Annotated in this window: 14 protein-coding genes; 8 read left to right on the top strand and 6 right to left on the bottom strand. The window is 59.7% G+C overall.

The window, feature by feature from the left end; translation table 11 throughout:
* Positions 1-20: 20 nt before the first annotated feature.
* From ASE04_RS17370 to ASE04_RS17355, 4 genes are all read left to right on the top strand, one after another.
* Positions 21-761 (top strand): FadR/GntR family transcriptional regulator, encoded by a 741-nt coding sequence (locus ASE04_RS17370; RefSeq protein ID WP_443216882.1) that lies wholly within the window; start codon positions 21-23, stop codon positions 759-761.
* Between the two features lie 82 nt (positions 762-843).
* Positions 844-2,205 (top strand): bifunctional UDP-N-acetylglucosamine diphosphorylase/glucosamine-1-phosphate N-acetyltransferase GlmU, encoded by a 1,362-nt coding sequence (gene glmU / locus ASE04_RS17365; protein ID WP_056819461.1) that lies wholly within the window; start codon positions 844-846, stop codon positions 2,203-2,205.
* Between the two features lie 105 nt (positions 2,206-2,310).
* The gene (glmS, locus tag ASE04_RS17360) at positions 2,311-4,137 is read left to right on the top strand and encodes a glutamine--fructose-6-phosphate transaminase (isomerizing) (RefSeq protein ID WP_056819459.1); all 1,827 of its coding nucleotides are present in this window, start codon (positions 2,311-2,313) and stop codon (positions 4,135-4,137) included.
* A gap of 115 nt (positions 4,138-4,252) precedes the next feature.
* Positions 4,253-4,957, top strand: a complete 705-nt coding sequence (locus ASE04_RS17355) for a DUF502 domain-containing protein (protein ID WP_056819457.1) — start codon at positions 4,253-4,255, stop codon at positions 4,955-4,957.
* Positions 4,958-4,966: 9 nt separating this feature from the next.
* On the opposite strand, the gene ASE04_RS17350 is transcribed toward ASE04_RS17355, so the two are convergent.
* Positions 4,967-5,461 (bottom strand): peptide deformylase, encoded by a 495-nt coding sequence (locus ASE04_RS17350; RefSeq protein WP_056819455.1) that lies wholly within the window; start codon positions 5,459-5,461, stop codon positions 4,967-4,969.
* Between the two features lie 163 nt (positions 5,462-5,624).
* Here ASE04_RS17350 and mgtE point away from each other — a divergent pair, with 163 nt between their 5' ends.
* Complete coding sequence (gene mgtE / locus ASE04_RS17345) at positions 5,625-7,037, top strand: magnesium transporter (protein ID WP_056819453.1); 1,413 nt, start codon at positions 5,625-5,627, stop codon at positions 7,035-7,037.
* A 77-nt stretch (positions 7,038-7,114) separates the two neighbouring features.
* The gene (locus tag ASE04_RS17340) at positions 7,115-7,507 is read left to right on the top strand and encodes a MerR family transcriptional regulator (protein ID WP_056819451.1); all 393 of its coding nucleotides are present in this window, start codon (positions 7,115-7,117) and stop codon (positions 7,505-7,507) included.
* Here ASE04_RS17340 and ASE04_RS17335 read toward each other — a convergent pair whose 3' ends face one another.
* A complete protein-coding gene (locus tag ASE04_RS17335; protein WP_056819448.1) occupies positions 7,508-8,491 on the bottom strand; it encodes a heparan-alpha-glucosaminide N-acetyltransferase in 984 nt (327 codons plus the stop codon). It abuts the gene before it with no gap.
* Positions 8,492-9,256 (bottom strand): DUF599 domain-containing protein, encoded by a 765-nt coding sequence (locus ASE04_RS17330; protein ID WP_056819442.1) that lies wholly within the window; start codon positions 9,254-9,256, stop codon positions 8,492-8,494.
* A gap of 190 nt (positions 9,257-9,446) precedes the next feature.
* On the opposite strand from ASE04_RS17330, the gene ASE04_RS17325 reads away from it, so the two are divergent.
* Together ASE04_RS17325 and ASE04_RS17320 are read left to right on the top strand one after the other, a co-directional pair.
* Positions 9,447-10,853 carry an L-serine ammonia-lyase gene (locus ASE04_RS17325; RefSeq protein WP_056819440.1) on the top strand — a complete coding sequence of 469 codons (1,407 nt, stop codon included), beginning with the start codon at positions 9,447-9,449 and terminating at the stop codon, positions 10,851-10,853.
* A gap of 93 nt (positions 10,854-10,946) precedes the next feature.
* A complete protein-coding gene (locus tag ASE04_RS17320; protein ID WP_056819438.1) occupies positions 10,947-11,384 on the top strand; it encodes a DUF1489 family protein in 438 nt (145 codons plus the stop codon).
* A gap of 8 nt (positions 11,385-11,392) precedes the next feature.
* On the opposite strand, the gene ASE04_RS17315 is transcribed toward ASE04_RS17320, so the two are convergent.
* The 3 genes from ASE04_RS17315 to ASE04_RS17305 form a co-directional block, all read right to left on the bottom strand.
* Positions 11,393-11,671, bottom strand: coding sequence for a hypothetical protein (locus ASE04_RS17315; RefSeq protein ID WP_056819436.1), 279 nt, complete (start codon positions 11,669-11,671; stop codon positions 11,393-11,395).
* Positions 11,672-11,783: 112 nt separating this feature from the next.
* Positions 11,784-13,262, bottom strand: a complete 1,479-nt coding sequence (locus tag ASE04_RS17310) for a D-alanyl-D-alanine carboxypeptidase (RefSeq protein ID WP_200960739.1) — start codon at positions 13,260-13,262, stop codon at positions 11,784-11,786.
* A gap of 115 nt (positions 13,263-13,377) precedes the next feature.
* Entirely contained in the window at positions 13,378-14,169 is a 792-nt protein-coding gene (locus tag ASE04_RS17305; RefSeq protein ID WP_056819434.1) for a hypothetical protein, read from the bottom strand.
* Positions 14,170-14,202: the final 33 nt, after the last annotated feature.

Genomic DNA, 14,202 nt, shown 5'->3' with positions numbered 1-14,202 from the left:
GGTAGTGTTTGCGTAACCGGATGCTTGATACGGGCAAGTTAGCGCGACGATCGCGTACCAGCCATGCGCAGGTTGTGGACGAACTGGGCCGGGCGATCGTCGGAGGAATATATTCCGTAGGGACCATTCTTCCCGGAGATGCCGAGCTTGCGCAGCGGTTCAAGGTTTCGCGAACCGTTTTGCGCGAGACCATGAAGACGCTTGCCGCGAAGGGCATGATCGTCGCCAAGGCGCGTGTCGGTACCCGGGTTACCGAGAAGAATCAGTGGAATATGTTCGATAGCGAGGTGATCGCCTGGCACTTCGACAACGGCGTCACTGAGGAATTCTTGCTGCAGCTCTACGACATCCGACTGGCTGTCGAACCTTTCGCTGCAGGGCTTGCGGCAGAACGTGCTAGCCGAAGCGAGATCGTGGGCCTCGAGAAGCTCGCTCTGGAAATGGCGGCGCCGGGGCATACATCCGAAAGCCTCGCTCTGGCCGACCTTCGCTTCCACCTGGCGATCGCCGATGCCGCGCACAATCCCTTCATGCACACGCTTGGCAGCCTGATCGAAGCGGCCCTTGTCGGCATGTTCCGCATCAGCACGCCGCCGTCCGAGAACGGGTTCTCGAATATCGCGGAAACCCATATGCAGATTGTCAACGCGATCGGCGGTGGCGATGTGCACGGTGCGCGTGAAGCGATGGAAGCCGTCATCGTCGACGGGCGCGATCACGTGCGCGAGGCATATGCGCTTGATGATACGGTCTCTGCCTGACATCCATTTTGATCTTTGTTCGGAATTGGTCTTGCTGCTATGAGGCAGGAACCTAGCCGAAACGGATTCTTGGAGCCGGACCATGGAACGCACTTGCCTTGCCGTCATTCTCGCTGCCGGTGACAGCACGCGAATGAAATCGTCGAAGTCGAAGGTGCTTCACCCGGTCGCGAACCGACCGATGATCGCCCATGTCGTCGATGCGGTGGCAAAGAGCGATATTTCGTCGGTAGCACTGGTCGTGGGCCGGAACGCCGACGAAGTTGTGAATGCTGCAAGCATCGATGGCGTCGCGATCGAAGCCTATCTGCAGAAGGAGCGCTTGGGGACCGGCCATGCGGTCCTTGCCGCCCGCGATGCAATTGCACGTGGTTATGATGATATCGTCGTTACCTACGGGGACGTGCCGCTGCAGACCGACGGCCCGTTGAAGGCTGCCCGCCGGCATCTGGCCGAAGGCAGCGATGTCGTTGTCATAGGCTTCAACACGAACCGCCCGACAGGCTACGGACGCCTCCTGGTCAAGGATGGCGAGCTGATCGCCATCCGCGAGGAAAAGGATGCAACCGACGCCGAGCGCGCGGTGACCTGGTGCAATAGCGGCCTGATGGCCATCAATGGCCGCAAGGCTCTGGATCTTCTTTCTCGCATCGGCAACAGCAATGCCAAGGGCGAGTATTATCTGACCGATCTCGTGGAAATCGCCCGTTCGCTGGGTGGACGCGTTACGGCGGTGGATGCGCCCGAGATCGAGATGACTGGATGCAATAACCGCGCCGAGCTTGCTGTCATCGAGCGGTTCTGGCAGGAGCGCCGTCGCCAAGAGCTGATGATATCAGGTGTGAGCATGATCGCTCCCGAAACCGTGTTCCTGTCCTACGATACCGTTATCGGTCAGGATGCCCTGATCGAGCCGAATGTCGTTTTTGGCCCCGGCGTCGTCATCGACGGTGGCGCCGTCATTCACCCCTTCAGCCATATCGAGGGAGCGCATGTCAGCGCCGGCGCCACTGTCGGTCCGTTCGCGCGCCTGCGGCCAGGCGCAAATCTGGCGGAAGGCTCCAAGGTCGGCAATTTCTGCGAGGTCAAGAACGGTGAGATCGGCGCTGGCGCCAAGGTCAACCATCTGACTTACATCGGTGACGCGAAGATCGGAGCCGGCGCGAACATCGGCGCGGGCACTGTCACCTGCAACTACGACGGCGTCAACAAGAGCGAAACGCTGATTGGAGCCAATGCGTTTATCGGCTCCAACTCGTCTCTGGTGGCGCCTGTCAGCGTCGGCGATAACGCCTATGTCGCTTCCGGCAGCGTCATCACCGCCGACGTTCCGGCCGACGCGCTGGCCTTGGGACGTGCTCGTCAGGAAGTGAAACCCGGACGGGCAACTGTGCTGCGCGAACGGGCGCTTGCGCTCAAGGCTGCGAGAAAGACGAAAAGCTGACGTCTTTCATAACGGGTGGAAACTCAAAGTGACCGCCAAGCCAATTGAGAAAAAAGAGAAAATTGTTACGACTGCCGTCCGAAACGGAAGGCTCTGGGGGTTCGCATGTGCGGAATAGTTGGAATCGTTGGAAATAGCCCGGTCGCGGCGCGTCTTGTCGATGCGTTGAAGCGGCTAGAATATCGGGGCTATGATTCCGCTGGCGTTGCCACAATTCACGATGGCCGCATGGATCGCCGCCGTGCGGAAGGCAAGCTGTTCAATCTCGAAAAGCGCCTCGATACCGAGCCGCTGCCTGGTACGATCGGCATTGCCCACACGCGCTGGGCGACGCATGGCGTGCCGAACGAAACGAACGCGCATCCGCATTTCGTGCAGGGTGTTGCCGTCGTTCACAACGGCATCATCGAGAACTTTTCCGAACTCCGCGACGAGCTGACGGCGGAAGGCGCTGCCTTCGAAACGCAGACCGACACCGAAGTCGTCGCCCATCTGATGGCGAAATATCTGCGTGAGGGATTGGCGCCGCGCGATGCCATGCAGAAGATGCTGAACCGGGTCACCGGTGCCTACGCACTGGCCGTCATGCTGCAGAATGATCCCGGCACGATCATGGCCGCCCGCTCGGGGCCGCCGCTGGCTGTTGGTTATGGCAAGGGCGAGATGTTCCTTGGTTCGGATGCGATCGCACTTTCGCCGTTCACCAACGAGATCACCTATCTCGTGGACGGCGATTGGGCTGTGATCACCCGGGACAGCGTCTCCATTCTGGATTTCGCGGGCAACGACGTTGTCCGGCCGCGGCAGATCTCCCAGACGACGGCTTACGTCGTCGACAAGGGCAACCATCGCCATTTCATGGAGAAGGAGATCTACGAACAGCCGGAAGTGATCTCGCATGCGCTGAGCCACTATGTGGACTTCGCAAGCAATACGATCAGCGCCAATGCGGCAGCGATCGACTTCAAGGCCGCCACCGGCCTGGCGATTTCCGCCTGCGGTACGGCCTATCTCGCCGGTCTGGTCGGGAAATACTGGTTCGAGCGCTATGCACGCTTGCCTGTCGAGATCGACGTCGCCTCGGAATTCCGCTACCGCGAGATGCCGCTGTCGCCGACGCAGGCCGCACTTTTCATCTCCCAGTCCGGCGAGACTGCCGACACTCTGGCTTCGCTCCGCTATTGCAAGGACAACGGCCTGAAGATCGGAGCGGTAGTCAACGTCAGGGAATCGACGATAGCGCGCGAATCCGACGCCATTTTCCCGATCATGGCCGGACCGGAGATTGGCGTGGCGTCCACCAAGGCGTTCACATGCCAGCTTGCCGTGCTTGCATCGCTGGCACTCGGCGCCGGCAAGGCGAGGGGCTTGATCGATACCGCGCAGGAAAAGGAATTCGTCCGCCATCTGGCGGAGATGCCGCGCATCATGAGCCGCGTGCTCAACGCGATCCAGCCGCAGATGGAAAGCCTGTCGAGAGAGCTTTCGAAATGCCGCGACGTTCTCTATCTCGGTCGCGGAACGAGCTTCCCGCTCGCAATGGAAGGGGCGTTGAAGCTCAAGGAAATCTCTTACATTCATGCCGAAGGCTACGCTGCGGGAGAACTCAAGCACGGGCCGATCGCTCTGATCGACGAGAATATGCCCGTTATCGTGATCGCGCCGTACGACCGCTTCTTCGAGAAGACGGTATCAAACATGCAGGAGGTCGCCGCGCGCGGCGGGCGGATCATCTTCATAACGGATGAGGCAGGCGCCGCCGCCTCGAAGTTGCCGACCATGGCAACGATCGTCCTTCCAAATGTCGATGAGATCATCGCCCCGATGATCTTCTCGCTGCCCATCCAGTTGCTCGCCTATCACACGGCGGTTTTCATGGGCACGGACGTCGATCAGCCGCGCAATCTGGCGAAGTCGGTCACGGTCGAGTGAGGATAAGTATGCGGTCTTGTGTGAGGCGGCGAATTCTGGCAGCCTCACAGAGGAAAGCACCGGAGGCACTGATTTCCGATTTGCCGTTAGGCTCTAAGGAGTTCGTCAGTAAGAAATGACGGAAAAAATGCCTCGATTGTCCATCGCCACTCGCATCAGAAACAACTTTCTGGCCGGCCTGATCATCTGCGCGCCGATCGCCATTACCCTTTGGCTTACATGGTCGGTCGTTCGTTGGGCGGATAGCTGGGTAAAGCCCTATCTTCCCGCGCGCTATGACCCCGACAACTATCTGAACTTCGCGGTTCCGGGATCCGGGTTGCTGATCGCATTGGTGATCATCACCCTGATCGGTTTCCTCGGAAAGAATCTGATCGGTCAGTCGATCGTCCAGTTCAGCGAGTCCCTCGTAAGACGCGTTCCTTTGGTGCGCGTCATCTACAAGAGCCTGAAGCAGATCTTTGAAACGGTCCTGAAAGAACGCAGCAACTCGTTCAAAAAGGTCGGGCTGATCGAGTACCCGAGCGCGGGTCTCTGGTCTCTGGTATTCGTCGCAACGGATGCCAAGGGCGAAATCGCGTCGAAGTTCAACGCGATGGGCCATGACATGGTCAGCGTGTTCCTTCCGCCGACACCGGTGCCGACTGCGGGCTTCCTGATCTTTGTGCCGCGTGAAAAGATCGTCTTTCTCGACATGTCTCCAGAAGACGCCGCAAAGCTCTTGATTTCGGGCGGGCTTGTGACGCCGGAAGAACTTGCGTCTCGAATATCCAAGAGCGACAAGCCGCGCGCACCGCGCCCTGCGCCGATAGAGATGTAGCGGTCAGCCTCAGTCGCCGGACTTTTCCCACTTTTTGATAAGCCGATCGCGCTTCAGCTTGGACAAGCGCTGAAGCCAGAATATTCCATCGAGCTGGTCTAACTCGTGCTGGATACAGACGGAAAGAAAGCCCTCGGCGGTCCCTTCGTGCGCAGCGCCCAAAAGATCCTGATAGCGAAACCGGATCGACCTTGGTCGAATGACCTCTTCGGTCGCGCCCGGCATGGATACGCTGCCTTCGGTTTGCCGGACGGTCTCCTCGGAAGACCAGAGGATCTCAGGGTTGGCGTATATGCGTATTCCGGCTTCGCGGCTGAGCTCGATGACCGTCAGTCGCTGAAAGACGCCGATGTGCGCCGCGGTAATGCCGACGCCTGGAGCCGCGCGCATCGTGTCGAGCAGATCCGTTGAAAGGGCGCTGAGATCGTCGTTGAATTCGGCAACAGGCGCGCACGTGGTCCGGAGGCCGATATGGGGGAAGCGCAGGATAGGGCGGACGGGCACTGCGGAAATATCTCCCGATTCTCGATGCGCCGGAAACTATCTGCGGCGCGAGGAATTGTCATCAGCGTTGCCGGCTTGCGGCTGGACGCGATAGCGCCTTTCAGCTAGCACGGACACAATTGCGGCGAAGTCCAGGCTTCGAATCAGATGAGGGCGGCAGAGGATGACGAACGACGCAGAAGAGCTCGTCCGCACACGTCCGGGCAGCGATGATACCGACATCTACGACGAGAACGGCAACGTTCGCGGCGATTTCCTTGCTCTGGTGGGCGCTGCGATCGCCGACCGCGACACCATCTTCCTGCGCCAGAACGTTACGCGGCTGCACGAATCCGAAATAGGCGACTTGCTGGAATCGCTCCAGCCGGATCAGCGCGTTGCGCTCGTCCGTCTGCTCGGCGACGAATTCGACATGACCGCGTTGACGGAAGTCGACGAGGCTGTGCGCCGCGAGATCGTTGACCAGATGCCGAACGAGCAGATCGCCGCGGCGATCGGGGAGCTCGACTCTGATGACGCCGTCTACATTCTTGAAGACCTCGACAAGGAAGACCGGGAAGAAATCCTCGCGCAGCTACCGTTCACCGAACGCGTCCGTCTGCGCCGTGCGCTCGACTATCCGGAGAGTTCGGCCGGTCGCCGCATGCAGACGGAGTTCGTTGCGGTGCCGCCGTTCTGGACCGTTGGCCAGACGATCGACTACATGCGCGAGGAGGAGGATCTGCCTTACTCGTTCACGCAGATCTTCGTGATCGACCCGACGTTCAAGCTATTGGGTGCCGTCGATCTGGACAAGATTCTCCGGACGAAGCGCTCGGCCAAGATCGAAACCATCATGCGGGAAACGAACCATCCGATTCCCGCCGAGATGGACCAGGAAGATGCGGCGCAGCTCTTCGAGCAGTACGACTTGCTGTCCGCCGCCGTGGTCGATGAGAACGATCGCCTTGTCGGCGTGCTGACCATCGATGACGTCGTTGACGTTATTCACGAGGAGGCTGACGAGGACATCAAGCGCCTCGGCGGTGTTGGTGACGAAGAACTGTCGGACAGCGTTTTCTCGACCGTGCGCTCCCGTTTTCTGTGGCTGGCGATCAACCTCGGCACCGCCTTGCTGTCCGCGAGCGTCATTGGCCTGTTCGACGGGTCGATCGAGAAGATGATCGCCCTAGCCGTCCTGATGCCGATCGTCGCCTCGATGGGCGGGAACGCCGGGACACAGACGATGACGGTCACCGTGCGCGCCTTGGCGACCGGCGATATCGATATCTACAATGCCGGGCGGATCATCCGAAGAGAAGCGGGGGTTGGCATCGCCAACGGCGCGCTGTTCTCGGTTATCATGGGCTGTATTGCAGCCGCCTGGTTTCACAACTACCAGCTCGGTTTCGTCATCGGTGCTGCAATGATCATCAATCTGTTCGCCGCGGCGCTCGCCGGAATTCTTCTTCCGTTGCTGCTTGACAAGGTGGGAGCGGATCCTGCAATCGCCTCGTCGGTTTTTGTGACCACCGTGACTGATTGCACAGGCTTTTTCGCCTTCCTCGGGATCGCGACATGGTGGTTCGGCATTTAGCCGGCTGCAAGAATATTCGTCGGAAATTGACTATTACGTAAAAGTCAATATTATCGGTTTTCGACTGTGGGGGACACATGCCGGTTAGCAAATACTATAGCATAACGGAATTGACGCGCGAATTCGGTGTATCGACACGCACGTTGCGTTTCTATGAAGACGAGGGATTGATCCATCCCGAGCGCCGCGGCCGTACGCGTCTATTCAGGCCGACCGACCGCCGACTCATTCAGGAGATCTTGCGCGGTCGTCGAATTGGTTTCACGATCGCCGAAATCCGCGAGATCATTCAGGTCTACAAGGAGCCGCCGGGCGAACTCGGCCAGCTGAAGCTTCTCATGAAGCGCGTCGACGAGAAGCGGGACGAGTTGCGCCAGAAGCGCAAGGATATCGACGACACACTGACGGAACTCGACAACATCGAGGAAGCCTGCCTTGGACGTCTCGCCGAAATCGGCGTTGGCACCTGATTACTGGCTACTACTGCATTCGCTGGCGAGTGTCAGGATACGGTCGTCGTCGGCCTTGATCGTGCCAGCCTGAAACGGCGTGAACAGGTTTTGCGTCTGCAACTTATCAAGTGTGCATTGGCAGAAGCTCCGGCAGAGAGCTTCGCCTTCCTGCTGCATGCAGGCGACGTTGCACTGTTTCAGATAGCTTTCCACCGGATCCGGCTTTGCGGGCGGCACGACGATCGATAGGCCGTAGGCGATCGAGATCAGCACCGGCTGGTGGATAAGGTAGAAAGCCAGGCTATGGCGGCCAGCCTTGGCAATCAGCGTCGATCCGGCCCCGAACGTTGCGAGCTTTGCCAGAACACCGTTTCGGAGCGCGATCAGCGCTGTCGTCAAACCGGCGAGAAAAGGCAGCGCCCAGGGGAAGACGGGAACGAAGTCATTTGACCGCTCGGGCATCTCCGCGAACCCGGTCCAGGCAAGATAGCGCGGATTGAACAGCGGCGAACGCAGGATACCTGGCGAGATCCACGTATCGACGCACCACGCTACCGCAACGCCGATTGTCAATGCAATCGTCACCGCCAACGGAAGCCGCAACACCAGCACGCCCACGAGGCTCAGCACCGCAATGGCGTGCAGAATGCCGAAGAATATCCATTCGCCCGGCGTGAAATAGAGAGTCGCGACCGAGATCAGGGTTGCCGCGGCGACGATCATCGCCAGCCGTTTCCAGAAGGACCGCCAGCGGATGTTGGGGCTGCTCGCGAGTACGAGGCTCAAGCCGACTATAAACAGGAATGTCGACGCGATGGCCCTTGCGTAGAGTTTGAGCCAGCCGGTCTCCGCCGTTCCGGGCGTCAGGTAGCCCATGAACTCCATGTCCCAACTGAAGTGATAGGTCGCCATGGCGATCAACGCAGCGCCGCGCACGGTATCGAGCAGGCCGATGCGAGGTGGCTTCGTGCTCTGGTCTGCACTTGTCGCGGTGAGCGTCATTCACAATCCCCCGGATGAGTCGTTTCCGCCGTTTGGCGGACCGTCGCGGGGAATAGGAGAAAGGTGGAGATTTGATGGCGGGCCGGCGTCCAGGATCGCCAGCCTCGCTTCAGAAAAGAATTGACGGCGCGTGAGCACGACAATCACGATGGTCGTCGTCATCATGAAGACATAGGGGTTGATGAACCAGCCCAGGTAACCGATGGAGAGAAAGATCGCCCGAAGCCCTTCGTTGAAATGCGATCCGGCGATGATGTTCATGCGGATGACCCGCTCGGCTGCCCGCTCCGCAGCAACCACATCGAGTTCGGCGTCACGCATCATCGGGATCGAGCCGAACAGGATCGTGCAATAGTTGAAAAGCCGATACGACCAGCCGAACTTGAAGAAGGCATAGCCAAAGAGCGCCGCAAGGCCGCCGACCTTCATTTCGAAGACCGCGTGACCGCTGTGAAAGACGAACGGCAGATCCGCGAACACCGCGTCGACCTTCTCCGTCGCGCCGAGCAGGGCAAAGCAGCTGCCGATCGCGAAGATCGAGGTGGATGCGAAGAAGGCCGTGCCGTTCTGAAGCCCGGACATGATCTGCGTGTCGATCATCTTCAGATCGCGGCGCATGGAATTGTAGATCCATTCCCGCCGACGTTCGACCATGGCGTGGGTGAGGCTCGTTCTGCCGAACAGGCTCGAACCCCGCAACAGCCGCGAGTAGCCGAACCAGACGACGGCGAAAAAGACCAGTGCGATGTAATCTGCTGTCGTCATCACTATATTGATTCAATCCCGATGCATGCGCGGCCACTCTACAGATGCCCGCGTATGCTGCAATGACTGGTGACGCGGTGATGCTTGCTTTTGATGATGTCGCTTGCGTGAAATGCTATGTCGGTACATCGAAGGGATTGCGCCGCGTTTTTGCGTAGCTTTCCTGACAAACTCAAATCAGGACATCCGCATGTTCCTTTCCGTATTCGACGTGTTCAAGATCGGTGTTGGCCCTTCGAGCTCTCACACAATGGGGCCGATGACGGCCGCCAACCGCTTTCTCGACCTGTTGCTGTCGAATGAATGGCCACGCCCAACGTCGGGCAGCCAGGTGGCGTCGATCAAGGTCAGTCTGCATGGTTCTCTTGCCCACACCGGCATCGGCCATGGCACGGGCAGGGCGGTTGTCCTCGGGCTTATGGGCGAGCAGCCTGATAGCGTCGATCCCGACGCGATGGATGCGATCATCGATCGTGTCGAACGGTCCGGCCGCATCACCCCTGATGGACATCCTGCCTACCAGTTCCAGCCGAAGACCGATCTCGTCTTCGACAAGAAGCAGCCGCTGCCGGGGCACGCGAACGGCATGTCGTTCTCTGCCTTCGACAAGGACGGCCGCATGCTGGTGAGGCGCATCTATTACTCGGTCGGTGGCGGCTTCGTCGTGACGGACACCGAACTCGAGGCAATGCGCTCGAAGAAGAAAGCGTCCGCTGAGTCTGCCAAGGTTCCGTATCCGTTTTCGACAGCGAAGCAGATGCTCGACATGGCGGCTCGTTCCGGATTGTCCATCGCGCAAATGAAGCGCGCCAACGAGGAAAGCCAGAGAAGCCGGGAGGAGCTTGACGAGGGGCTCGATCGCATATGGGAAGCTATGCGCTCCTGTATCGAACGAGGCCTGAAGGTCGATGGCATCATGCCAGGCGGCCTCAACGTCCGCCGTCGCGCCCGTTCGATCCATGACAAGCTTCAGGAGGAATGGCGCAGCAACCGCATCAACCCGCTGCTCGCCAACGACTGGCTGAGTGTTTACGCGATGGCTGTGAACGAGGAGAACGCCGCCGGCGGCCGGGTCGTCACTGCGCCGACAAACGGAGCGGCTGGCGTCATCCCGGCGACCATCCGCTACTACGAGCACTTCCACGACGATTGGGACCAGAACGGCATCAGGGACTATCTCCTGACCGCCGCCGCCGTTGGCGGGATCATCAAGCACAATGCTTCGATATCGGGTGCCGAAGTGGGCTGTCAGGGCGAGGTCGGCTCGGCCGCCGCGATGGCCGCTGCGGGCCTTGCCGCTGTCATGGGCGGCAACCCGGAACAGATCGAAAATGCAGCCGAAATCGCCCTCGAACATCATCTCGGCATGAGCTGTGACCCGGTGGCCGGCCTCGTTCAGGTTCCCTGCATCGAGCGAAACGCGCTTGGCGCAGTCAAGGCGGTGACTGCGGCATCTTTGGCGATCAAGGGCGATGGCAAACATTTCGTACCGCTTGACGCCTGTATCGAGACGATGCGGCAGACGGGCCACGATATGAGTGAGAAGTACAAGGAAACATCGACGGGCGGCTTGGCCGTCAACGTGGTCGAATGTTGATACCGTCAACCTCCAAGGCGAAATTTCCAGCGCGGCGACCTGCCGCGCAATTCGCTGCTTGACGCTGCCGCGCAAAAGGATTTCAACGGCGGCATGGCATTGCATCTTATCAAGTTATGTGTTGGCGCGGACTCGATCGACGATCTGCGTGAATGGGTGGCGCAGCGCGCGATGAGCGCCATCGCTGCCGGCCTTGAACCTCACTCGATCCATACCACGAGGATGGTCCCTAAACGCCTCGAAGAACTCCTCGATGGCGGTTCGCTTTATTGGGTGATCAAGGGGCAGGTCCAGGCGCGGCAGAACCTTCTCGACATCCAGACATTCACCGATGGTGAAGGCATCTCACGCTGCCAACTGATCCTCGGGCCGGAGGTGATCGAGACGGCCGTGCAGCCGAAGCGCGCATTTCAGGGCTGGCGCTACTACCCTCATGAAGACATTCCGCGCGATCTCCATAGCCTTGGAGAAGGCGTAGCCGATATGCCCGCGGACCTTCGCCGCGAGCTCTCGGAGTTGGGGCTTCTTTAGGGAGCGCCTCAGCGCAGTCGGAGCGTCACCGGCGATCTGCCGTCCGAGCAGGTCACGTGCAGATGGATCATCGCCTCTGGCTGCGAATAGCGCCATGCGCGTGCGCCGTGGCAAAGCAGAAGGTTGATCAGATCCTTGGTCTTGGCCGTCTTAGGCTTTTGCCGTTGAACGCCGATCTCGGCGAGGCGAAGTGCCGCCTCGTGCAGAGGGTGCAGTCCGGAACGGGGATTCTTTCCCGTCAATCTGCCATGAGGCGGAAACTCTGGAGTGTTCTCATTGATCGCCATTGTCATCCCCGTACGCAATACACATCGAGTAGGTCACTAGGCGGGATCGCAAACACCGATCCACGCCTTGTCCGGCAGCCGCCTGAAACAGATGGGCGGCAAGCCATTGGCATTACTGAGCCGAAGCCCAGCACTTTACGCCGGAACGCTTCAGGGCGTTGCAGGCATTGACGGCATCGCGCTGTTCGTCGAAACCGCCGAAGCGAGCGCGGTAGCCGCCGGAATAGGCGACGGCGAGAGGCTTGGCCGAACGCAATGCCTTGCCGCCCTTGGTCTTGGCACCGTCAAGAAGGTCCATGGCGCCGTCCTTGGTCGACGATACGCCGATCTGGACGACCCAGCCGCTCAGATGCGGGGAAGAGGTCGAGGCGGTCGTCAGAGTGTCGATCGAAGTGTCACCCTGCTCCGGCGGAACATAGGCCTGCGTCGGCGCGACGGAAGCAACCGCGGCCTGCTTGATCGGCTGGGTCTTCACCTTGGTCGGAGCAGGCATCTCCTGCAGCAGTGGATTGTCGGATTTTGTCGAAGACGTTGCCGTGTAGGCGACCTGTGTCGAAGCAGCCTGTTGGCGGCTGTCGGGTGTCGGGCCGCTATGCGGCAGGTCAACGCCGCCGACGGAGGCAACTTCGCTCTTGGCAGCGGTAACCGGAATAACCGGTTCGGCCGAGATTTTCGGCGCCTGCGCAACGAGATTGGCTGAACCGCCGCGCGTGGAAGCCTTCGGCAGGTAGCTGGCGATCAGGTTGCGCATCTGGGTGTCACGCGCAGGAGTGGACGCGCCGCCAAGGACGACGCCCACGATCGACTTGCCATCAACCTGGACGGAACTGACGAGATTGAAGCCGGCAGCGCGGGTGTAACCGGTCTTGATGCCGTCGACGCCGCGGACCGAGCCGACCAGGCGGTTATGGCTTCGGATGATGCGGTTGCCGAACTTGAAGCTCTGCGTGGAGAAATAACCGTAATACTGCGGAAAATGCTGGCGTAGCGCGATTCCAAGGCGAGCCTGATCGCGAGCCGTGGTCATCTGGGCCGTGTTCGGCAGGCCGTTGGCATTTCTGTAGGTCGTGCGGGTCATGCCGAGAGCATGAGCCTTTGCCGTCATGATCTGGGCAAAGCGATCTTCGGTGCCTCCGAGCAACTCGCCAAGCGCGGTCGACGCATCATTGGCGGAGAGAGTGACGAGACCAAGGATGGCCTGCTCGACGGAGATCGTTGCGCCTGGGCGAACGCCAAGCTTGGTCGGCGCTTGTGCCGAAGCGTGAGCCGAGAAGGGAACCGCCGAATCGAGGCGAATACGACCCTGTTCCAAGGCTTCGAACGTAAGGTAAAGCGTCATCATCTTGGTCAGCGATGCGGGATACTGCAAGCGATCCGCATTCTCACTATAGAGGACGTTTCCGCTGTTGGCGTCGACGACAATCCCGGCATATCTGGAATTGGCGGCCTCTGCCTCCGCATTAATCGAGTCAGCCGTTACGATTCCGAATGCTATCGAGAAGGCAGCGATCGCCTTGACCAGGAAGCTTCTCGAACGGATCGGAAATACGGAGGAAATTGACCTTGACACTATTTCACTCTTTGCTTGCAGTTCAGATTTTCTCGGGACCGCGCACCCTCCCGCACGATCAGCTCGGCTGAAGATAGCGGCGCAGGGTTACCAATCGGTTTATGATTAATCGTTTGTTTCGGCGTTTCCCGGCATTCTAGCGGCTCGCCTCGGAACGGGTCACAAGCCGCGCCTCCACAAAGTGGCGAATAGCGGCATCAATATGGTCCCAGTCGGGCAAATGCCGACTCGAGAAACGGTAAAGCACACTTAAATCACGTCCGACCTTGATATCCCTTTGGCAGTCGCCGCTGGTTGCCGCTTCCGCCGCAGCAGGCAACATGCAGCGAACGACATAATCGTCCGCGCTGACGCGCGGCGCCGTCAGCAGCACTTCGCTCGGATAGCCGGCATCCGCGCGAAAATGATGCAGCGTCATGCCTGCGCCGAAGGTTTCGGATTGACCATCCACCAGGTGGTTGTAGATCGGCTCCAGCCTGCCGGACATGTCACGCGACATCGTGCTTTGCGTGATCTGCATGAAGATCAGGCCGGAGGACTGGCCGATGTCGTCGAAACGGTCCCTGCTATCCTTCGTATAGCCCTGCATTTGCGGCCAGGTGAGATAGAGATCCGCACGCTCCGCGACACCGTCCTTGCGCTGGCTGGAAAAGCGGATTGTGTTTGCGGGGACCTCAAGCGTGTCGCGACCGATTGTGAGCGTTACCGGTGCGACGCTGTCCGTGTTGCCGGCGAGCGAAATGCGTTCACCGATCCAGCGGCCGCCTATGCTGATCGCCAGGGTCAATGCTGCCAGCGTCGCAATGACGGCCATGGCGCGGAAGAGCAGGCTCATCGAAAGCAGCGGTGTTTCATGAAGCGGCTGTGCGGTGTCGGCGGAGTGATGCATTGCGGTCCTCGGAGAGAACGACCGAGGCACGAAGAACAAGAGCCGCCGGCAGGGATTCTGTTGCCGCAATGA

This window comes from Rhizobium sp. Root708 (assembly GCF_001429725.1).
Classification (GTDB): Bacteria; Pseudomonadota; Alphaproteobacteria; order Rhizobiales; family Rhizobiaceae; genus Rhizobium.
Note: the sequence above shows the minus strand (reverse complement) of the source record. Positions and strands in the feature narration are given on the sequence as shown.

Coding starts and splice junctions, on each gene's coding strand:
- ASE04_RS17370 (WP_443216882.1), top strand. CDS start 21: ATGCTTGATACGGGCAAGTTAGCGCGACGATCGCGTACCAGCCATGCG.
- ASE04_RS17320 (WP_056819438.1), top strand. CDS start 10,947: ATGGCATTGCATCTTATCAAGTTATGTGTTGGCGCGGACTCGATCGAC.
- ASE04_RS17340 (WP_056819451.1), top strand. CDS start 7,115: ATGCCGGTTAGCAAATACTATAGCATAACGGAATTGACGCGCGAATTC.
- mgtE (WP_056819453.1), top strand. CDS start 5,625: ATGACGAACGACGCAGAAGAGCTCGTCCGCACACGTCCGGGCAGCGAT.
- glmU (WP_056819461.1), top strand. CDS start 844: ATGGAACGCACTTGCCTTGCCGTCATTCTCGCTGCCGGTGACAGCACG.
- ASE04_RS17335 (WP_056819448.1), bottom strand. CDS start 8,491: ATGACGCTCACCGCGACAAGTGCAGACCAGAGCACGAAGCCACCTCGC.
- ASE04_RS17315 (WP_056819436.1), bottom strand. CDS start 11,671: ATGGCGATCAATGAGAACACTCCAGAGTTTCCGCCTCATGGCAGATTG.
- ASE04_RS17325 (WP_056819440.1), top strand. CDS start 9,447: ATGTTCCTTTCCGTATTCGACGTGTTCAAGATCGGTGTTGGCCCTTCG.
- glmS (WP_056819459.1), top strand. CDS start 2,311: ATGTGCGGAATAGTTGGAATCGTTGGAAATAGCCCGGTCGCGGCGCGT.
- ASE04_RS17330 (WP_056819442.1), bottom strand. CDS start 9,256: ATGACGACAGCAGATTACATCGCACTGGTCTTTTTCGCCGTCGTCTGG.
- ASE04_RS17355 (WP_056819457.1), top strand. CDS start 4,253: ATGACGGAAAAAATGCCTCGATTGTCCATCGCCACTCGCATCAGAAAC.